This window comes from Lactobacillus sp. wkB8 (assembly GCF_000761135.1).
GTDB lineage: Bacteria > Bacillota > Bacilli > Lactobacillales > Lactobacillaceae > Lactobacillus > Lactobacillus helsingborgensis.
Window position 1 is genome coordinate 249,490 of sequence record NZ_CP009531.1, and the last position, 19,271, is coordinate 268,760.

20 protein-coding genes and 1 pseudogene are annotated in these 19,271 nt (G+C 37.3%); 14 read left to right on the forward strand and 7 right to left on the reverse strand.

Annotation, left to right across the window (positions count from 1 at the left end):
- Window position 1: 1 nt before the first annotated feature.
- Genes LACWKB8_RS01165 through LACWKB8_RS01175 form a run of 3 tightly spaced genes read left to right on the forward strand, consistent with a single transcriptional unit; the run spans window position 2 to window position 2,455 of the window.
- A complete protein-coding gene (locus tag LACWKB8_RS01165) occupies window positions 2-958 on the forward strand; it encodes a branched-chain amino acid ABC transporter permease (protein WP_038520998.1) in 957 nt (318 codons plus the stop codon).
- A 3-nt stretch (window positions 959-961) separates the two neighbouring features.
- Window positions 962-1,744, forward strand: a complete 783-nt coding sequence (locus tag LACWKB8_RS01170; protein ID WP_038521001.1) for an ABC transporter ATP-binding protein — start codon at window positions 962-964, stop codon at window positions 1,742-1,744.
- Window positions 1,745-2,455, forward strand: coding sequence for an ABC transporter ATP-binding protein (locus LACWKB8_RS01175; protein ID WP_038521004.1), 711 nt, complete (start codon window positions 1,745-1,747; stop codon window positions 2,453-2,455). It begins immediately after the preceding gene.
- 124 nt (window positions 2,456-2,579) lie between these two features.
- Here the strand turns inward: LACWKB8_RS01175 and LACWKB8_RS01180 are convergent, their stop codons facing one another.
- From LACWKB8_RS01180 to LACWKB8_RS01190, 3 genes are read right to left on the reverse strand one after another with little or no spacing between them, the layout of a single operon-like run.
- The gene (locus tag LACWKB8_RS01180; RefSeq protein ID WP_038521007.1) at window positions 2,580-3,437 is read right to left on the reverse strand and encodes a bifunctional 2-polyprenyl-6-hydroxyphenol methylase/3-demethylubiquinol 3-O-methyltransferase UbiG; all 858 of its coding nucleotides are present in this window, start codon (window positions 3,435-3,437) and stop codon (window positions 2,580-2,582) included.
- A 28-nt stretch (window positions 3,438-3,465) separates the two neighbouring features.
- Window positions 3,466-4,110 carry a histidine phosphatase family protein gene (locus LACWKB8_RS01185; protein ID WP_038521009.1) on the reverse strand — a complete coding sequence of 215 codons (645 nt, stop codon included), beginning with the start codon at window positions 4,108-4,110 and terminating at the stop codon, window positions 3,466-3,468.
- Window positions 4,111-4,134: 24 nt separating this feature from the next.
- A complete protein-coding gene (locus tag LACWKB8_RS01190; protein ID WP_052727754.1) occupies window positions 4,135-4,809 on the reverse strand; it encodes a M57 family metalloprotease in 675 nt (224 codons plus the stop codon).
- 178 nt (window positions 4,810-4,987) lie between these two features.
- Here LACWKB8_RS01190 and helD point away from each other — a divergent pair, with 178 nt between their 5' ends.
- A complete protein-coding gene (helD, locus tag LACWKB8_RS01195; RefSeq protein ID WP_038524889.1) occupies window positions 4,988-7,282 on the forward strand; it encodes an RNA polymerase recycling motor HelD in 2,295 nt (764 codons plus the stop codon).
- 8 nt (window positions 7,283-7,290) lie between these two features.
- Window positions 7,291-7,740, forward strand: coding sequence for a GNAT family N-acetyltransferase (locus LACWKB8_RS01200; protein WP_038521011.1), 450 nt, complete (start codon window positions 7,291-7,293; stop codon window positions 7,738-7,740).
- Window positions 7,741-7,754: 14 nt separating this feature from the next.
- Here the strand turns inward: LACWKB8_RS01200 and LACWKB8_RS01205 are convergent, their stop codons facing one another.
- Entirely contained in the window at window positions 7,755-8,327 is a 573-nt protein-coding gene (locus LACWKB8_RS01205; RefSeq protein ID WP_038521013.1) for an SGNH/GDSL hydrolase family protein, read from the reverse strand.
- Between the two features lie 90 nt (window positions 8,328-8,417).
- Between LACWKB8_RS01205 and coaA the strand changes: the two genes are divergently transcribed.
- Both coaA and efp read left to right on the forward strand, forming a co-directional pair.
- Entirely contained in the window at window positions 8,418-9,332 is a 915-nt protein-coding gene (coaA, locus tag LACWKB8_RS01210; protein ID WP_038521016.1) for a type I pantothenate kinase, read from the forward strand.
- Window positions 9,333-9,598: 266 nt separating this feature from the next.
- On the forward strand, window positions 9,599-10,171 hold the full coding sequence (gene efp, locus LACWKB8_RS01215) for an elongation factor P (RefSeq protein WP_038521018.1): 573 nt from the start codon (window positions 9,599-9,601) through the stop codon (window positions 10,169-10,171).
- Between the two features lie 60 nt (window positions 10,172-10,231).
- On the opposite strand, the gene LACWKB8_RS01220 is transcribed toward efp, so the two are convergent.
- Entirely contained in the window at window positions 10,232-11,032 is an 801-nt protein-coding gene (locus LACWKB8_RS01220; protein ID WP_046326661.1) for a MurR/RpiR family transcriptional regulator, read from the reverse strand.
- 166 nt (window positions 11,033-11,198) lie between these two features.
- On the opposite strand from LACWKB8_RS01220, the gene LACWKB8_RS01225 reads away from it, so the two are divergent.
- From LACWKB8_RS01225 to LACWKB8_RS01245, 5 genes are read left to right on the forward strand one after another with little or no spacing between them, the layout of a single operon-like run.
- Window positions 11,199-12,290 carry a tyrosine-protein phosphatase gene (locus tag LACWKB8_RS01225; RefSeq protein ID WP_038521021.1) on the forward strand — a complete coding sequence of 364 codons (1,092 nt, stop codon included), beginning with the start codon at window positions 11,199-11,201 and terminating at the stop codon, window positions 12,288-12,290.
- Complete coding sequence (locus LACWKB8_RS01230; protein ID WP_038521023.1) at window positions 12,280-12,729, forward strand: PTS sugar transporter subunit IIA; 450 nt, start codon at window positions 12,280-12,282, stop codon at window positions 12,727-12,729. The genes LACWKB8_RS01225 and LACWKB8_RS01230 overlap by 11 nt, the downstream gene beginning before the upstream one ends.
- Entirely contained in the window at window positions 12,710-13,186 is a 477-nt protein-coding gene (locus LACWKB8_RS01235) for a PTS sugar transporter subunit IIB (RefSeq protein WP_038521026.1), read from the forward strand. The genes LACWKB8_RS01230 and LACWKB8_RS01235 overlap by 20 nt, the downstream gene beginning before the upstream one ends.
- Window positions 13,183-14,004 (forward strand): PTS sugar transporter subunit IIC, encoded by an 822-nt coding sequence (locus LACWKB8_RS01240; RefSeq protein ID WP_109917970.1) that lies wholly within the window; start codon window positions 13,183-13,185, stop codon window positions 14,002-14,004. The genes LACWKB8_RS01235 and LACWKB8_RS01240 overlap by 4 nt, the downstream gene beginning before the upstream one ends.
- Window positions 14,001-14,849, forward strand: a complete 849-nt coding sequence (locus tag LACWKB8_RS01245) for a PTS system mannose/fructose/sorbose family transporter subunit IID (RefSeq protein WP_038521029.1) — start codon at window positions 14,001-14,003, stop codon at window positions 14,847-14,849. The genes LACWKB8_RS01240 and LACWKB8_RS01245 overlap by 4 nt, the downstream gene beginning before the upstream one ends.
- A gap of 515 nt (window positions 14,850-15,364) precedes the next feature.
- Here the strand turns inward: LACWKB8_RS01245 and LACWKB8_RS09365 are convergent.
- A pseudogene (locus tag LACWKB8_RS09365) lies at window positions 15,365-15,559 on the reverse strand (hypothetical protein); the annotation flags it as partial.
- Between the two features lie 15 nt (window positions 15,560-15,574).
- Window positions 15,575-16,159: a hypothetical protein gene (locus LACWKB8_RS01255; protein ID WP_038521035.1), complete on the reverse strand. Its 585-nt coding sequence runs from the start codon at window positions 16,157-16,159 to the stop codon at window positions 15,575-15,577.
- Window positions 16,160-16,365: 206 nt separating this feature from the next.
- On the opposite strand from LACWKB8_RS01255, the gene LACWKB8_RS01260 reads away from it, so the two are divergent.
- Window positions 16,366-16,557 (forward strand): hypothetical protein, encoded by a 192-nt coding sequence (locus LACWKB8_RS01260; RefSeq protein ID WP_038521037.1) that lies wholly within the window; start codon window positions 16,366-16,368, stop codon window positions 16,555-16,557.
- A 367-nt stretch (window positions 16,558-16,924) separates the two neighbouring features.
- Complete coding sequence (locus LACWKB8_RS08950; RefSeq protein WP_052059620.1) at window positions 16,925-19,246, forward strand: SLAP domain-containing protein; 2,322 nt, start codon at window positions 16,925-16,927, stop codon at window positions 19,244-19,246.
- Window positions 19,247-19,271: the final 25 nt, after the last annotated feature.

The window sequence follows — 19,271 nt, forward strand, 5'->3', positions numbered from 1 at the left end:
AATGAAGGTTAATTGGAAATACATTTTATCGTGGCTCGTAATTATGGTAGCCGGCTTTTACTTAATCAACGCCTTAATCATAGTTGGCGTAATTGATGATTTTATTGAAAACATGCTGGTTACGATTGGCATTAATATTATTTTGGCAACAGGTTTGAACCTGATTATCGGCTTTAGCGGTCAGTTTTCACTGGGTCATGCCGGTTTTATGGCAATTGGTGCGTACGCTACTGCAATCATTACGCAACACATGAGTAATGAAGTTGGCTTTTTGCTTTCACTGCTTGTAGGTATGCTTTTGGCCGTTATTATTGCGGGTGTGATTGGAACAGCCACGTTTATTCGCTTGAAAGGCGATTACTTAGCAATTGCCACATTAGGGGCTGCCGAAATTATTCGCAACGTAATTAATAATTTAAAAATTACGGGCGGCTCTGCCGGCATGTTTAATATTCCCCAGTTATGTTCATGGCCTACCGTTTATATCTTAGTTTGTGTGACTACAATCGTTTTGATGAATTTTATTCGTTCCAAAAATGGGCGTGCAATTAAGGCTGTGCGTGAAGATGAGATAGCCGCTGAAGCAATGGGCATTAATACTACTAAATGGAAATTAGCTGCTTTTGTATTGGGCGCAGCTACTGCTGCTATCGCCGGCAGTTTACATGCCTCTTATTTACAAACAATTTCACCATCAAATTTTGGTATCATGGAATCAATTTCTATCTTAGTTATAGTTGTTTTAGGTGGTGTTGGTAGTATGACAGGCACATTTGTAGCAGCAACTGTGCTGGGAGTTTTAGATACTGTTTTACAAAACTTTGGTTCTTTGAGAATGGTTATCTATGCTATTGCTCTCATATTAATTATGATTTTCAAACCATCTGGGCTTTTAGGTAATTGGGAATTTTCACTTAAAAACTTAACCCGCCATTTTGGCAAAAAGGAAAGAGGCTAGTATATGGCACACTTATTACAGGTTGAACATGTAGTGCGCAAATTTGGCGGATTGACTGCAGTTAATGACGTTTCACTTCATTTAGATAAGCATGAACTAGTTGCCTTGATTGGACCTAATGGTGCGGGCAAGACCACTTTATTTAATTTGTTAACTGGTATGGTGCAGGTAACAAGCGGCAAAATCAATTTACAAGTTAATAATCAAAATTATGACTTAACCCATAAAAGTGCTGTCCAAATTGCTGACTTGGGCTTATCCAGAACTTTTCAGAATATTCGGTTATTTAAAAACTTGTCTGTCATGGATAACGTTTTAACTGCAATGACCAATGAGTACCAAGAAGGCTTTTTAACCACTGTCTTTCGTTTGCCCCGTTATTATAAAACTGAGAAGGACATGAAAGAAGCGGCACAAAAACTACTAGCAATTTTTGATTTAACTGAAAACGAAAATACTCTTGCTAAAAACTTGCCCTATGGTACACAAAGACGGTTAGAAATTGTCCGTGCTTTAGCTACACAACCGCAAATTCTTTTCTTAGACGAACCCGCTGCCGGTATGAATCCCGAGGAAACAGCTGACTTAACCAATCTTATCAAATACATTCAAAAAGAATTTCAAATTACCGTTCTACTAATAGAACATGACATGTCTTTAGTAATGAATTTAGCAGAACGAATTTATGTTCTAGATCAAGGAGAAATGCTTGCTACTGGCAGTCCAGAAGAAGTTAAAGCAAATCCTAAAGTGATTGAAGCATATCTAGGAGAGGGTGAAGACTAGATGGCTATGTTAGAAGTACGAGATTTGTCTGTTAACTATGGTGTCATTCAAGCAGTTAAAAACGTCAGTTTTGAAATTAATCAAGGTGAAATAGTAACTTTAATCGGAGCTAATGGTGCCGGCAAATCAACTATTGTCAAGACAATTTCAGGATTGCTCAAGCCTAAGAGCGGTCAGATTTTATATCTTGGTAAAGAAATTGAACATAAAAGTGCCCCGCAAATCGTCAGTGCCGGCATTTCACAAGTTGCAGAAGGCAGACATATTTTTGCAGGGATGAAAGTAATGGAAAATCTGCAAATGGGAGCCTTTCTCCAAAAAAATCATGAAGAAACTGCAAAGACTTATCAGGAAATCTTCAAACGGTTCCCAATTTTGCAAAAAAGGCGTCACCAAGATGCCGCCACACTGTCTGGTGGTGAGCAGCAAATGCTGGCAATGGGTCGTGCCTTAATGGCAAAGCCCAAATTGCTGTTATTAGATGAACCCTCAATGGGGCTTTCGCCTTTATATATCCAGGAAATTTTTAAAATCATTAAAGAATTGAATGAAAAGGGCACGACTATTTTATTGATTGAGCAAAATGCTAAACAGGCATTATCAATTGCCGATCGGGGGTATGTGCTTGCAACTGGAGTAGTGCAATTAAGCGGCACTGGTAAAGAACTATTAGCTAATCCGGAAGTCCAGAAGGTCTATTTTGGTGGTTAACTGATAGCATCTTTTTAAGTAAAAAATTTTAAATACAATCTTAGGTCAAAAATAAACTAAACTACATTAAAAGGCTAACTTTTATAATTATAAAAGTTAGCCTTTTTAGTGAATTTAAGCGGGTTTATGATAATTTTTGCGCAACTACTGAAAAATCAAGCGGAAATTGTGGTGAATCAGGGGGAAGAACCCAGCCCTCATCTTCTTTACTATAGATTAATGATGGCAAAGCTTTCCAATCAGTAACTTTTTCCTCTCCAACTTGTTTAATGGTTAAGCCCGCAGCAATCAATGAATTAATAATTTCAGCAAAATCATGGGCCCAATTATGATTAGTCTGGTGCTTAATTTTACCAGCAGAATTAGGCGTATACGAAGCATCTGACTGATAGGTAACTTCAGTGCCGCTAAAATAATCTTGAATAATTTCCAATCCCGCATTGTCTAAAGCAAATAATATTGGATGACTGTCCCTAATCATAAAAGTGCCACCGACCGCTAACAGTTGCGCAATAGAGTTTGCCCATGATTTAAGGTCAGGAAGCCATGTAATAGTACCAGCACTAGTGACAATTAAGTCAAATTGACCTAATTTTTCAGGCATGGCTGCAGCCGCAAAACGAGCATCGCCTTCGACATAAGTAATTGGTGTTTTAGCTTGTTTAGCTAGATTACGCGCATATTTCAAAGCCGTAGGTGAAAAATCCAACCCATAAACGTCTTTAGCTCCCAGACGTGCCCAGCTGAGTGTATCGTCACCAATGTGACATTGCAAATGCAGTAGGCGCTTGTTTTTAACAGAATTGGCAGGTAAAAAGGGCTTTAATACTGCTAAGTCATGTTTCACTGTAGTAGTGATAGCCTCGGGGTTCTGGGCAAATTCAGACAGATTGCCATAACCGCCATGGGCATGAATATCAGCCCGGTCGTTCCAATTGTTCAAATTATCCGTAATTGCAGAGTGGTCATCCTGAGACTGCATAAGTTCTCCTCCTAATTGCAGGAAAATATCATATTTTTGTGTTGTTGTATGAAACAACTTTCATTTTTTGCTCAGTCATATTCATAACTGTTACAGAAGCATTGCGTGGATCTGCGGTAATAGCAAAATCACCATAACGATCTGCAATACTGCGGATAGTAAAACCATGAGTTACAAGTAAAATATTTTCGGCACCATCTAATTGGCTAATTAATTTAAAGCCTTTATCAAGTCTTTGCCAATATTCTTGCGCGTTTTCCGCGTCATGAAATGGGTCTGCATCTTTAATCCAGTTCTTAATGGTGTCAATTGGTTCATTTTTAAATAAGTCACTGTGGTTCTGGTAGCCGTGAGGACCGCCAATCATTTGCCAAGCAGCGTCAATATCCATGCCTTCAAAGTAGCCGTAAAAGTGTTCACGGAAAAAAGGCGTCGCAATATGCTGAATTTCATCATGATTGATATTGTGCTTAACAATGATGTCGCAGGTATCACTAGCTCTTTTCACATCACTTGATAAAGCAATATCAAAAGGAATATCTTTTAAAATTTCACCAGCTTCGTCAGCGCCGGCTATACCTTTGTCTGTCAAGGGTGTGTCACACCAACCCTGCATTTTGTGGTAACGGTTAATGTAAGTTTGACCATGACGAACAATATATATTCTTTTCATTTTCTCCTCCGCACTTCTAAAAATTTATTCGTGATATAGTTTCTCTACTCGGTCAATATCGATAGGCTCAATAGGGTAAAGTGAGCCCGTTGGGTACATTACAGACACACCGTTATTATGCTTAAGTCCAATTGCGTGCCCTAGTTCATGTTCTACAGTATTGAGAATACGTTCGTAGGTATAATTATACGGTGAAAAGTTCTGTAAATAATAAATGTTTAATCTGGTAACGGCAGAATACATAATTCCCGTCTTCACGTAGTAATGAAAAGTGGTGTAACCAGCATAGTTGGTGTTGGGACTATAAACTTGTTCAACAACAATATTGGCTTTTTTCCTACTGCTTGCTTTGGTAAAAGTAAAGGCATCGGTCTTGTTCCATGCCTCAATCGCATCGTTTGTAGCAGAAATAAGTTCCTGGTTGTCTTCAAGATCAATATAGACTGATGCCTTAGGTTTTTTCCACCGCCAAGATGTGGCGACAGCAGCTGCTTTTTTCTTCTTGGCTTTTTTACTTTTCTTGGCTTTCTTCTTAGCTTTTTTGGCATAAATGACTTGAGAAGACCACACAGATGATGAATTATCTGTAATTGCTGGTAAATTACTCCCAATTGTTAAAACGACTATTAATGCACAAGCCAGTTTAGCTAAGAAATGGCGCATATTTTTCATGCCTTGATCAACTCCGTTACCTTTCATTATATAAGAAAAATAGTAAAAGTATCATATTTTACCAACTTTATTACTTAAAATTATAGTTATTAATTGCTCAACTTTCATAAATTTTTTCCTTTTTGTAAAAATAGTTAATAGGTTTTAATATAAACCGATTTCATGGTAAAATAGTATGCAAGTTTTGAAAAAAATAGGTGAGTTTATGACAAAAGCGATGAATGATAAAGAATTCGAACAAAAACATCTCGACCAGATTTTGAAAATGATCAGAGCAAAGAAAGCCGAGCTGTCTTCGTCAATTAGATCCGCTGAAGGCGAGGCCCAAGATCTTAATTCACACTTTTTTGATGACGTAAAATTGGATTATGACGGTTATTCAACCTCAATGGAAACTGCACTGTCTATTCATCAGCAACAACAACTACTTGATGAACGGCAAAATGCCTGGCAACATGCAGCCAAACAGCTAAGTACAGTACAAAAACTAGAGCAAAAACCGTATTTTGCCAGAGTTGATTTTAAAGAAAATGGTGAAAAGCCGGAGACTATTTATATTGGTCTGGGTTCCTTTGCTGATAAAAATAATCATTTTCTGATTTACGACTGGCGGGCACCAATTTCGTCGATATACTATGATGGCAAGATTGGCAAGGTTTCCTATATGTCGCCAGAAGGTGAGATTACCGTTGACATGACCAAAAAGCGGCAGTTCATGATTGAAGACGGCAAAATCACTAATATGTTTGATACTAATGAATCCATTGGTGACCAAATGCTGCTGGAAGTGTTAGGCGAAAAATCCAGCACACAGATGAAGTCGATTGTCACGACAATTCAACGCGAGCAAAATAAAATCATCAGAAATACCAGTGCTGATCTGCTCTTTGTACAAGGTGCTGCCGGCTCAGGTAAAACCTCTGCTATATTGCAGCGTATTGCCTACTTGCTTTACCGCTACCGTGGCAACTTAACCAGCAGTGACGTGATTATGTTTAGCCCCAACCAGTTATTTAACGATTATATTAAAAACGTTTTGCCTGAAATGGGCGAGCAAAACATGGTGCAAATGACTTATTGGCAGTTTGTGGCTAGAAGGTTGCCGGGAATGACCGTGGAAAACTTATTTGATCAATTTGAAGACAGCGCTGCTGATTCCGCCATTAGTCAGTTTAAAGACTCTACCAATTTTTTCAATTTACTGCACCATTATGCTAAACACCTTAATAAGCGCGGCTTAATTTTTAAAAATATTTATTTCCGTAATAAAAAACGACCATTTTTTACCAAAGAAAAAATCAGTGAACTCTATTATTCCTTTAACGATAATTACAATTTAAGCAACAGAATTGATGCTACAAGAGAGGAATTAATTAAGTCACTTAACCGCAAGATTAATGGTGAAACTAAGAAGGCTTGGGTGTCTGACGCTATCCAAAACCTGAGCCAAGAACAGTTGAATGCTCTTTATGATCATCCTGACCAAGAATTTGAATCTGAAGAAAAAGAAGAAAAGTTCCTTAGTCGTAAAATCGTTGTGAAAGCACTAGATAAGGTTTTCCAACAAATTAGGCGCAATAATTTTATCAACATGAGAGCGCAGTACCTGAATTTTCTCCGTGCAGTTCCTAAAATGACTGATTTAGCTAAATGGCAAATCACAGTGGAGGATTGGGAGAAGCATGTTACAGATGTTAAACAAAGCTTTATGAAGCATTACATTCACATGAGTGATGTTTCCGCTTATTTATACCTCTATGACCTAATTACCGGGCGTCATGTTGATTATGAAATGCGGTATGCGTTTATTGATGAAATTCAGGACTACACTCCGTTTCAACTTTGTTATCTGAAATATAATTTCCCGCGTGCCAAATTCACAATGCTGGGAGACTTGAACCAAGCTATTTTTACTAAAGATGAAAGTAGAAGTTTGCTTAAGCAGATTAGCGGTTTATTTGATCCTGAAAAAACAGATGTCGTTCAGTTGACAAAGTCCTACCGGTCGACTGAGCAATTGACTAATTTTACCAAGCAAATTTTACGGCAAGGTGAAAAAATTGAGTCTTTTAACCGGCAAGGACCTAAACCGGCACTTTGGGGACGCTCCACTAATGCAGCGGCTGTAGCAGTGCTGGAAAAAATTTTAGCTCAAAATAATGAAGGTAAAATGACAACAGCTGTTATTACCAAAGATTTAGCCAGTGCGAAGATTGTTGCACAAAAACTGAAAGATGATGGGGTGAAGGCCACATTGATTGCCAGCGCCAATCAGCGGTTAGTCGACGGCACACTGGTTATTCCGTCATATTTAGCTAAAGGACTTGAATTTGATGCTGTTATCATGTGGGCAGCTTCAAAAGATAATTATCATCGCGTTGATGAAACGCAATTAGTTTATACAATAACTTCCCGTGCGATGTACAAGCTTGACATTATTTACACTAATGAAAAGAGTCCGCTGCTCGAGGTAGACCGGGAAAGTTATGTAGAAAAATAGGCGATTCTATGACTAACACTGAAAAATTTACCTTCAAACCAATTGCGCAAATGACCGGGCGGGAAATGTTTTGTGTTGCCCGTTTAAGGATTGATACGTTTGTAACTGAACAGAAGATCACGGTACCGGAACTTGATGCTCAGGATCTAGATGCTATTCAAGTTTATTTGCTAAATAAAGAAGAAACTGCCGCTTTAGCTGTTTGTCGTATTTTTCCAGAAAATGGCAAGTGGATGTTAGGCAGAGTAGCGGTTGCTGCAGGAGCCCGTGGGCAAAAGCTGGGGACCAAAATGATGGCACAAGTTGATGAATATTTGCGTAATCAAGGCGCTAACCGGCTGTATTGCCATGCACAATGGCAGGCCAAGCCCTTTTATGACTTTTTAGGCTATAAAACAAAAGGAGAGCCCTTTGTAGAAGCTGACATTAAGCATGTCATGATGTATAAAGATTTATAACAAAATAACTTGCACTATAATTGTGCAAGTTTTTGTTTAATTGCTGCGGCTACGAGATTAATTAAAATTTCGTTACCTAAAGCGGTAAAGTGCTGTCCATCTTTTTGATAATATGAAGATAGATTTGCCAATTGGCTAAAATGCGCAATCAAATTAATAAAAGGAATATTATTTTTAGAGGCACAATCTGCAGCAATCTGATTGTAAGTTTCCATGTCCTTTAGAGTGTAATATTGCATGATATCCTTGTTATTAGGGTCTTGATAAGACGGACCTGTAATAATCATGCGGGAAGCGCCAATATTTTGAACCATGTGATTAAGGTTGGCAGCATAATTACTGCTGCTGATGCCCCAACTATTTGACATGTCATTTGTGCCATATTCAAGCACTACTATATCTGCCTCCTCAGGGATTAAATCCAATCTCTGTATTCCTGCAGTAGTCGTTGCCCCACTTAAAGATAAATTGATAATCTGCACGTTATCCCCAAGTTTTTTCTGCACGCCGCTGGTTATGACATTGGTATCACGCCCAGCACGATAGCCGTTAAATAAAGAGTCACCAAAGAGAACTATTTTTTTCATAAAAGCACCTTTCTTTTAGCTAGCAAATTAACTTGATGAGTGGTATTAATTTACTTTATATATTAAAACAAAAACTTAAGGAAGATTAAGATGAAGAACTATTTACAGTTTAACAGGGAACAATGGCAGTCTTTTTCTACTGCTGCACCAGTCAAAATCACTGATACGGAGTTAACACAGATTAAATCGGTGGGGGATATTATTAACTTAACTGATGTACAAGAAATTTATAGCAGTTTGGTTAAATACCTTTTTTTAATTTACCAGGAAAAATTGTCTTTACAACAAAAGCAAGGTGAATTTTTGCACCAAAAAGTAGCTGCTGCGCCCTTTATTATTGGTATCTCCGGTTCAGTAGCGGTGGGTAAATCTACTACTGCTAGACTGTTAAAGGTTTTATTAAGCCGTACTTATCCTAACTTAAAGGTCCATTTGATGACCACGGATGGTTTTATTTATTCAAATCAAGAATTAAAAAGGCGTAATTTACTTGAGCGCAAAGGTTTTCCTGAAAGCTATAACATGAAGTTGCTTACCGATTTTTTGCAGGATGTATTAAGTGGGAAAAAAGATATTGTCTACCCGCTTTATTCACAGGAACTGAGTGATATAGTACCAGGGAAATACGGACATGTGCGCCAACCTGACATTTTAATAATTGAGGGTATTAATACGCTACAGCTGCCCACCAATGGTCAAATAGTGACCAGTGATTTTTTTGATTTTTCTATTTATATTGATGCACCTGAGGATCTGATTGAAAAATGGTTTATGCAACGCTTTGTCAGGTTGCTGGAATTAAACAAAGATAATCCGCATAATTTTTATTATGAAATGGCAAATGGTCCAAGGGATGCAGCTTTGCAGTTTGCGCAAGAAACTTGGCAAATGGTAAATTTGGTTAATTTACGAGAATATATCGCCCCTACTAAACAACGGGCAAGCTTAATTTTGCATAAAACGGCAGGACATGTGATTGACCAAATATATTTAAAGCAAATATAACAGCTTAACGGCACCAAAGTCTATTGTGCTCAAGTGTTAGACAAAGAGTCAGCATCAATGTCGCAATTTGCTTTTTTACTAGCTAGAACGTAAACTTTTTCAAAAATAAAAATGCTTGATTTTAAGGTGTTGGTAAAGGCTAAATTTTGCTATACTAATCATTATGAATGAGATTTATTTACTATTAATAAAAAAATTTGCTTTGCCTCCAGCGTGGTTTCCTCTAATTATCAATTAATTTATAAATAGATTTAAAGGAGTAAAAAATAATGCAAGCAATTAACTTAAAAAAAGGTATGGTTTTCAGTCAAGACGGCAAATTGATTCGGGTTTTAAAAGCTAATCACCATAAACCCGGAAAGGGCAACACTGTTATGCAAATGGATTTGCGTAATGTGGAAAGTGGTGCTGTTGTTCATAAAACTATGCGTCCAACCGAAAAGGTTGATTTAGTAGAAATTACTAAGAAGAATGCCCAATATCTCTATAATGAAGGTGATATTTATACCTTTATGGATACAGAAACTTATGAGCAATATGAAGTAGCAAGCGATCAATTAGGTGATGATAAGCTTTACTTAATGCCTAACATTGAAGTGCAATTGGAATTTGCTAATGATCACAAATTGCTCGGAGTTGAGTTACCGGCAACTGTGACCATGAAGGTTACTCATACTGAACCGGGAATTAAGGGTGCAACTGTCACTGGCTCGGGCAAACCGGCTACTATGGAAACTGGTTTGGTTGTGCAAGTTCCTGACTTTATCAAAGAAGGAGAAGAACTGGTTATCAATACCTCTGAAGGTGTCTACAAGTCAAGAGCAGATAGTGCTAAGTAGCTCTGTCATTAACTGAATAATAAAAGGACGTAATTTTTACAATTACGTCTTTTTTTCTGGTTAAATATCACCCACAGCTTTTCTCGTGGTAAGCATTGATTCTTGTAAAGCAGTTTCTTCTTGCAAACATGAGGTCAAAATATCAATTAGATACATATTCGAGAATTGCGAGTTGATAAATTTCTCATTATTAGCAAACCGCGGGTTATAGACATGAAAAATCAAGTCACTAAGTTGAGCAACCGGATTTTCGAGATAACTGGTAATCGAAACAATTTTGGCATGGTGTTTTTGTGCTGATGTCAATGTTTTAACAATGCAATCGGTTGTACCACTATTTGATACCGCTAAAAAGAGGTCATTGCTTTTGGCAATACTGGCACGCATTTCCATCCAATTAGGATCGCTGAAGCTCTGGGCATCAAATCCCATGCGCATTAGTCGTAAACCCAGTGTAGCAGCAGAAACCCCGGAACTACTCGAACCAATTACAATAATATGTTCCTGCTTTTTTAACAACGAAATAAATTGCTTGATTAAACTTTGATCGATCATTTGTTGAGTATTTTTAATAACTGTTTGATAAAAAGTGAAAACTTCACTCAAAATGTCATCTTTTTGTTTAGGAACAGTATTAATTAGATGATGACCAATGTTAACCTTCATATCGGAGTAACTTTTGCAGCCGATTTTTTTGACAAATCTGGTAATAGTAGAAATGGAAGTCGAAGTACGGTTAGCCAATTCTGTAATTTTCATATTATTTATTTCTGGACTGTTTTGCAAAATGTAATTGGCAATAACTTTTTCGTTCTTAGAAAAATTTAAATAGTTTTTTTGAATTGCTATAAGTGGATTCAAAATAATTTCCTCCTGACAAAGCCTTAAAATTTATTGTAAGTGGATAGGTTTGCTTTTTTTCATTGTACTCTTTTTTGTCAAAAATGAAAATAATTTTCTTTAAAATAAAATTGCGAAAATTATTTTCCTGTAGTATTATCAGTAATGAAAGGGGTATCAAGAGCTAATGAAAAAGCAACCATACATTCTACCAAATATTTATATGAAGCGTGATGGCAAGCAGCTGACTATTAAATTACAAAATGAAAACAGTGGTCCTTATCAACTCTTAATGGGTGATGTGCCAGAAGTTAAACATATTCAAAAAGTTGTAGCAGAAAGTTCTACCGGTGATTTTACAATAAAAATCGCGCGTAAAGACCTGCCAAAATACTACATCATCAAGAGTGCAGAGCCTGGCTTTGCAACCAATATCTTTGCTGAACGTGTTATTCCCCTTGAGAATGCAATTAATATTCGGGATATGGGCGGATATGCGGCTAAAGATGGACGCTTTTTAAAATGGGGCATCTTGTTTCGGGGAGACCAGTTATCAAAGCTTAATGACAGCGATCAACAAATATTAACGAATTATCATTTGCAGACAATTGTTGATTATCGTTCACCACATGAAAGACAGTTTCATCCTAATAAATATTTACCTACGGTTTTAGAAATTCTCAATTGTGATCCACAGTCAAGTTTTTCTGAAGCCGCCGCAAATGTAGTTGATTTAAAGGGTGAAAATGAAAAATTAGTCCAGTCTTTAGAAAATGGAGAAGTCCCAGAAAAGTATATTAACGATCGGGGCGAAAACGTCATTGAAAGTTATGAAGACTTGGTAACCTCTCCAATTGCGCAAAAGTCATACGGCAGAATGCTAAAAGCTGTTGTGCGCAGAGAAGCTTTGCCATTGCTCCATCATTGCCGTGGTGGCAAAGATAGAACCGGTTTTGGCTCAATGCTGATATTGCTGCTGTTGAACATCAAAGAAGAAGATATAGTGCGCGATTACATGCTGACTAAGATTATTCGCAAAGAAAGAAACCAGTTAAAGTATGACTTGTATCATAAACTAGTTCAGAAAAAATCATATCTTGATTACTTGATGGCTATGATTGACACGCGTGAAAGTTACATTAAAGCGGCAATCAATAAAATATACGAGCTCTTTGGTACTCCCGAAAACTACTTTCAGCAACATTTTAAATTAACTATGGCTGAAATTAACCGTACTAGAGATTTTTACTTAGAAAAGGGGAATGAAAATGGCAAATAACAATTCCGAAGTTGCAGTAATTTTAGCCAGTCATGGCTATTTGGCAAAAGAAGCATTGCGGAGCGCAGAAATGATTGTAGGCAAGCAAGAAAATTGTGCTTATTTGGCTGTGACTGAAAATCTGAATCTGGATCAAGCAAAAGAAAAAATGAATCAAATGTATGATGAGCTTGACACCAGTAATGGCACCATCATTATATGCGACATTTTAGGTGGCACCCCATCAAATGTCAGTGGCACCTTTTGCTTAGAAAAAGAAAATATCTTGGTGTTAAGCGGGTTGAACTTGCCAATGCTGTTAGATTTATTTACAAATCGTAATCGCAGCTTGGCTGAGCTAGCAGAATCACTGGAGAAGTCCTACAACATGGGATTTCAGAATATTTCAGAAAGATTTAAAGAAGAGGAGCAAGACGAAGATGGCAGTGGAATTTTGTAGAATTGATGATCGTTTAATTCACGGACAAGTGGTAACAACTTGGCTTAATGTTAAGCAAATTGAGCAGGTAATCATTGTTGATGACAAAGTTGCTAAGGATAAGATTCAATCGAATGTTTTAAAAATGAGCGTTCCGCGCAATGTTAAGTTACATATTTTTTCGACTGAAAAATTTTTAAAAATTGTTCCTCACAATCCGGTAACAAGGAGAACCATGCTTTTGTTTGCCTCTCCATTTACGGTGGAAAAAATTGTTGACAGTGGTTATCAAATACCAAAATTAAATATTGGCGGTATTCGCGGCAATGATGAGCGTAAACAATATACGAAAGCTGTTTTCTTAACTGATGAAGAAAAGAAAGCATTGGAGAAGTTGCTGGACTTAGGAGTAGATATAGAAATTCAAATGGTTCCAACAGATGGAGCCGTCAAATTAAGTGAGGTTTTACAGAAATGAAAGTCTTTATCTTAACGGCTTTGGCCTTTCTCTTAGGAATTGATAATGTCAGTACAAAGATGTTCAGGCGTCCTTTGTTAATAGCACCAATCGTGGGCATTATTTTAGGTAATTTACAAGCCGGACTTATTATTGGTGCAACGCTTGAAGTTATGTGGATGGGTATTGGTGACGTTGGTGCCTATATGGCTCCAGATATCATTACCGGTACGATGATCAGCACTTCACTTGCAATAATGGGTAATACCAGTGGCAATATTTCGACAATGGTGGCAACTGCAATTACACTTGCTGTTCCAACATCAATTTTGGCGCAACAATTGCTGGTCTTGATTGAAACAGTTAACTGTTCTCTTAACGGCTGGGCCAAACGACTAGCTGATAATGCTGACGTTAAAGGTACATTTTGGCTGACTTGGCCACCGGCATTTTTATACGGTTTTGCTTGTGCATTTCCTACTTTTTTGGCTTTACAATTTGGTGCTGGCGCAATTCAACAAGCAATAAATGACCTGCCTAAATTTATCATTAATGGTTTAAGCACAGCAGGTTCAATCATTCCTTCTGTAGGTATTGCATTATTAATGATGACAATGCTTAAAAAAGGTGAATTATGGATGTTTATTATTTTAGGCTTTGTGTTATCGTCCTATTTAAAGCTGGATATCTTACCGATTACATTGATCGCCTTAGTATTTGCCTTCTTATATGAAAGAGCAACTCGTGAGCCTAGTGCTAAAGCGCAAGTTTCACCAAATACTCAAGTCGACAATTCAAATAGCGCTGAAGAAGACGATGAGGAGGACTATGACCTATGAGTGAAGGAAAATTAACTGCGCCAGAACATAAATTGAACAATAGAGATATTTGGCGCATGTTTATGCGACTCAATACTATGCGCATTACCCTAAACTATGAAACACTGCAAGGTGTAGGATTTATGCGGGCAATCGCACCGGCTCTGGCAAAGATTTATCCTGATAAAAAAGACTTATCAGAAGCTATGAAGCGGCATTTGGTTTTCTATAATTCCCACGTTAACTTCGATGCCGTGATTTTAGGATTATCAGCTGCGATGGAGGAAACAACGACTCCCGATGAAAAAGATGGGATCAACCCGTTAAAAACCGGTTTGATGGGACCACTAGCTGGTTTAGGTGATAGTCTGATTAAATTTACCTGGCTGCCAATCGTTGGTAGTATAGGTGCCTCAATTGCTTTTGGTGGCAGTATCTTTGGCCCGATTTTAATGTTTATTCTCTATAACGTAATTAACATGGGGGCAAGATACTATGCCGTCTCATTTGGTTATAAGAAGGGCATTGATTTTTTAAATAATAATGAACAAAACGATGTTATCCAGCGTATTTCCACAATGGCTAATGTAGTAGGACTAATGGTTGTTGGTGCTTTGATTTCAACGGTTATCAAAGTCAAAACACCATTAAAAATTGTGGTTCATTCTAATGTCTCTAACAAAGTTGGTGGCAATGTCATTAGGTTGCAAACAATGTTTGATAAGATTATGCCAGGTCTGTTAAGTCTACTGGTAACTGTTTTGGTTTACTACATCTTAAAGAAGACGAATGGTAAACATGCGGCAATGTTAATTATTGCAATGATGGTGGTAGTAGTGGGCTTAACTTATTTCAAGATTTTATAATACAAGTCGATTCTTTAGTTTAAAGCTTTAATATAATTAAAAAGGCTGCTAAATTGCGTTAACAAAACGCTAATTTAGCAGCCTTTTAAGGTATAACCAACTTGCTATTTCTTCCTTATTAAAATACTTTTCTAGGGCTTTTTATTGAGTTCAGAAACATTATTTTTAACGTCTTTGGGATTAATTGGCTCTCCAAATGACAGTGTAGGAATTTTTAGTATAGCCCAAATAATTAAAGGATAAATCCCTATTTTCAGTTGTCCAAATACTGCAAGTACTGTTCCCAGCCATAAGAAGCAGGAACGGACAATTTTTAGATAGTATAACTGGCGGTTAGTTTTGATATCTTTTTGGTTTTTAATTTTAAAATATCTAATTTGTGCTTTTGGTTTACCTGCTGTTGAATGAAGATTATTTTTATTACTATTCATGTTTGCCTCATTTTGATAATTCATTTTATGTTGCTTATTAATAGTGCCGAAAGTTGACTTATTTTCACTGGAACTATTGTTAATAAATAATTTGCGAGTATCAAAAGTAGTCTTATTATAAATTGTATTATATATTTTTCTTTTAGGATGGGCCCAACCCATGCCGCGCTTGCCATAGTTGGGAATAATGGCTTTTTTAATAGCTCTCGTCGCTCTGCCTTTTGTTCTGGCAGAGATAGACTTTCTTAAACTGGGTTTTCTAAAACCAATTTTGACCATCATTTATTCTTCTCCCTAATCTTCCCATTTACATAAGGTGTAACCCTCGCTAATAGCTTCTTTTAAAGGCATTTGCGTAATGTTGCCATTTGCCGGACGCAATCCGCGGCAATTAGGATCAAAATGGTAGCGTCTGCCAGAGGTGGGAGCTACGTAAACTGTCCGACTATTGCGGTCATTAGCTGCAGCCTGTTTTGCTTGTGCCTTTTTTTGCGCCAGTAACTGCTTTTTTTGCTTTTGCTGTAAAGCCAGTTGCCGTTTTTGCGCGCGTCTTCTTTTTTGGGCTAGTTGTCTGGCGCGCTTTTCCCGCCGCTTTTGCGCTAACTGCTTTTTCCTTAATTTTGCTTTTTTAGCTGCCAGCTTTTTGGCTTGGGCTTTTTTTCTTTCAGCGGCTAATTTTCGCGCTTTTTCTTCTTTTCTTTTTTCAGCTGCTGCCTTTTGCTTACGGCTTTTTTCTACTTTTGCTGAGCGAGCTTCAGTGGAATGGTGTGTACTTTGCGTTTCATTGTTATTGCCAGAACCGAAATTAGTAAAAACAGTGATTACTGCAATAACAAGCCAAAACCACCATTTTTTATAAAAAGGTCTTTTATATTGCATATTTTATACCCCCATATACTAAATAATTATTTAATATAATCATATCGCATATATATTTAAAATGCACAACTTTTTTGTATAAATATATACAATATAAAGTAATAGCCACTTTTAACTTATTTGCCATCTAGAATAAAAATGGCTGTTAAAAAGTGGTTCGCTGCCCATCTGTTAAAGATATAATAATAGCCGGGAGAAAAATGACTATGAGTATAGGACCATTATCTGAGTGGGTGACAGCAGCAGCTGAGATTGCTGCTGTTTGTGTCGCGTTATTCTTGCCGGTTTATGATAAAAAACAGGAAAAGCGCAAGAAAACGCGAAATATGAAGGCTATTTTTAAATTCTTGATCAAAAAAGCTCTTGCAGAAAATGATACATCTAACTTGGAATCGTAATTCAAAATTAGTTATCTGGTAATAGATAACAATGATGATAAGCAGGTGTATTCAATAGTGCAGCATATTATCGAAATTCTGAATAATGATAATATGCCACATGCCAAAAAAGAAAGGGATGTTGAACAATTGCTGCAATATCTCAACTAAAAGGGTATCTAGTTTAAAAGTGATATGACCCCCAAATTTGTCCTAAATTTGGGGGTCATATCAAAGCTAGATACTTTTTTTAATGGCAAAGAGCAATTAATAATCATGAAAAAGTGACATTTATCATCTTTGAGTCTTGTTATTTTACCGTTATAATGACCTTGTCATGACTTAGAAAGCGCTTTTAAAAATGTAATTTAATTTTTAGGAGATAACTATGAAGTGCAGCAAATATCGTTTTATTACTCAAATCACTGTGGCAACACTTTTGGGTTTAAGTCTAGAAGCTTTAAGTACAACCAATGCCAAAGCAGCTCAAATTGATGTTCCAGCAGTACTGATACAGCAAAAAGATTTTGAGCAGAAAGGTCAAGATCCCTTGTTAAATGGCAAGTATGTTTCTAATGGTTACACGGATGGTGGTTATACATATCTCAATCCCAGCGACACATCACCGGAGCGGGAGAGCTCCTATCATCTGGATACGGATGAAGGTTGGTCTAATGACTTGCAAACAATAGTTTATGATGATGCAAATAAAGAGTGGGTTATTTATTATTTACATACAGCAAAAGTAGTCAATGGTGATGCTGGTGCCCAGCAAAATTGGCAGCGCGTAACCACAAAGGACTTTATTCATTTTTCTCAGCCAACTATCGCCATCAAGGATTTAAAAGGTGATATAGGTGATGCCTGGAGTAGTGCTTGGACAGGTTCAATCATTGTTAACGCAGGCAATATTGCGGGCGTTCCCAAAGGTGCTCAAGTCGCATTCTTTTCAGGCTTAAGCAATAAGGATAACCAGCAGAATATCTGGGCAGCTTGGTCTGATGATAACGGCAAGACCTTTGCTCATCCTTTAAATGATAAAAAAATCATATTAGATCATTATTGGCCGTGGACTTCAATTAATAGGTCAGATGAAAGAGACCCTGCTGTTTTTTATTGGCACAATAAACTCATTATGTACGTAGCTGAAGGCGATAATATTGGCGTTTACCAGTCTGATGATGGTCTTAACTGGTCTAACGCAAATGGTAATCAGGCTGACAGCAAAATTGCCAGCAGTACTTTTTTCAAAGGACTGCCGTTTGAAGCACCTGTCGAATGCCCTGCTTTAAGGAGCATGAAAACGGCAGGCGGAGAAACAAAACAAGTGCTTTTCTTCGGTGCCAAAGCGCCACAAGCGAAACAGACAACTGGCACTTATTATATAGTCGGACACTTGGACGACAAGGGAATGTTTACTCCCGAAACGGAAGCGAAAAGATTAGACCAGGGTACTGATTATTACGGTGCCAACTTCAGTGGCAATTACGACTTGGAAAAAGCGGACGATTCACTCATCTCAATGGGTTGGATTGGCAACTGGAACTATACCAATTCAGGGATTAAGGCGAATCAAGAAGGCTTTTTACCAAATTCAACGCGGATAGGAACGTATTCCTTAGCCAGAAAAATAAGTTTAAATGACGATTTGACAATCACTAGTGTGCCATTAACTACTGGACTAGAGGAAAAGAATGTTCAAAAGAGTGTAGGAGAGGTTGCCAGCCAAAAGCCGATTGCTGATGACTACTACAGTTTGTTAAATTTAAAAAAGCAACCAGCAAATAGTAAGTATGTGTTGCACTTTTCAACTAAAGACCAAAGTGCATATCAAGGAGCTGTGAGACTGGTGCTTAATCAAGGGCAGGACAACAACATTCTAATTTTTGATCCAGCAACCGGCAAGTACCGTCTTGACGGCGTAAGCAGTGAATTATCAGGAAACGCAGCTAGTTATTATAAAAATGGTTATGAAAGCGGCATGGGCTATATCAATGACTCCGGCTTGAAAGGGTCATCTGAATTTACAATCACAGTTTATACTGATAAAAATGCTATTGAAATTTTCTTTGAGAATGGTCAAGCGGCAACTGTAGCACGCTTTTGCGTTAACAATGTTCAAGACGTGCAAATAGATGCCCAAGATGAAAGTAAGAAGAATCAATACGAAATAAACTATGGTCAAGTAGGCAAAGACCTGATCGGCTTTGAAGAAAAGCCTGCAGCAAGTGAATCTGGTGGAAGTACTAGTAGCGGAAATAACGTAATTAACACTGAAACTCCTACTGTAAATAACCCTGTAACTAATAAGCCTGAGACAAATAAAGAAACTGATAATTCAGCAAAGAGAAAACAGGCACAAAAAAGGGTTGTGATACATAATTCTTGGGTTTATCACAGCAATGGCAAAAAGTCTTTTCTTAAAATAAATGCCGGGGCAACGATTTCTACGTATGGTGTAAAAGAAATCAAAGGCAAGAAATACTATATTTTGGCAGATGATAAGTATATTCTGGCAACTAATGTGACGGGCAAGAAACGGCAACTACGCCACAATGCTTTTGTCTACAATCAAAAAGGACAAAGAATTAAACGTTACTACTTCAAGAAAGGCAAAAAATTGGTAACTTTTGGTGGCAGCGTGAAACTCAAGCATAAAGCCTTTTATATCATTGGCAAGAACATGTATGTCAAACGAGCTAATTTTTAACTACTCTAAATAGATAAAAATGCAC

Coding starts and splice junctions, on each gene's coding strand:
- LACWKB8_RS01165 (WP_038520998.1), top strand. CDS start 2: ATGAAGGTTAATTGGAAATACATTTTATCGTGGCTCGTAATTATGGTA.
- LACWKB8_RS01170 (WP_038521001.1), top strand. CDS start 962: ATGGCACACTTATTACAGGTTGAACATGTAGTGCGCAAATTTGGCGGA.
- LACWKB8_RS01175 (WP_038521004.1), top strand. CDS start 1,745: ATGGCTATGTTAGAAGTACGAGATTTGTCTGTTAACTATGGTGTCATT.
- LACWKB8_RS01180 (WP_038521007.1), bottom strand. CDS start 3,437: ATGCAGTCTCAGGATGACCACTCTGCAATTACGGATAATTTGAACAAT.
- LACWKB8_RS01185 (WP_038521009.1), bottom strand. CDS start 4,110: ATGAAAAGAATATATATTGTTCGTCATGGTCAAACTTACATTAACCGT.
- LACWKB8_RS01190 (WP_052727754.1), bottom strand. CDS start 4,809: ATGAAAGGTAACGGAGTTGATCAAGGCATGAAAAATATGCGCCATTTC.
- helD (WP_038524889.1), top strand. CDS start 4,988: ATGACAAAAGCGATGAATGATAAAGAATTCGAACAAAAACATCTCGAC.
- LACWKB8_RS01200 (WP_038521011.1), top strand. CDS start 7,291: ATGACTAACACTGAAAAATTTACCTTCAAACCAATTGCGCAAATGACC.
- LACWKB8_RS01205 (WP_038521013.1), bottom strand. CDS start 8,327: ATGAAAAAAATAGTTCTCTTTGGTGACTCTTTATTTAACGGCTATCGT.
- coaA (WP_038521016.1), top strand. CDS start 8,418: ATGAAGAACTATTTACAGTTTAACAGGGAACAATGGCAGTCTTTTTCT.
- LACWKB8_RS01225 (WP_038521021.1), top strand. CDS start 11,199: ATGAAAAAGCAACCATACATTCTACCAAATATTTATATGAAGCGTGAT.
- LACWKB8_RS01230 (WP_038521023.1), top strand. CDS start 12,280: ATGGCAAATAACAATTCCGAAGTTGCAGTAATTTTAGCCAGTCATGGC.
- LACWKB8_RS01235 (WP_038521026.1), top strand. CDS start 12,710: ATGGCAGTGGAATTTTGTAGAATTGATGATCGTTTAATTCACGGACAA.
- LACWKB8_RS01240 (WP_109917970.1), top strand. CDS start 13,183: ATGAAAGTCTTTATCTTAACGGCTTTGGCCTTTCTCTTAGGAATTGAT.
- LACWKB8_RS01245 (WP_038521029.1), top strand. CDS start 14,001: ATGAGTGAAGGAAAATTAACTGCGCCAGAACATAAATTGAACAATAGA.
- LACWKB8_RS01255 (WP_038521035.1), bottom strand. CDS start 16,159: ATGCAATATAAAAGACCTTTTTATAAAAAATGGTGGTTTTGGCTTGTT.
- LACWKB8_RS01260 (WP_038521037.1), top strand. CDS start 16,366: ATGAGTATAGGACCATTATCTGAGTGGGTGACAGCAGCAGCTGAGATT.
- LACWKB8_RS08950 (WP_052059620.1), top strand. CDS start 16,925: ATGAAGTGCAGCAAATATCGTTTTATTACTCAAATCACTGTGGCAACA.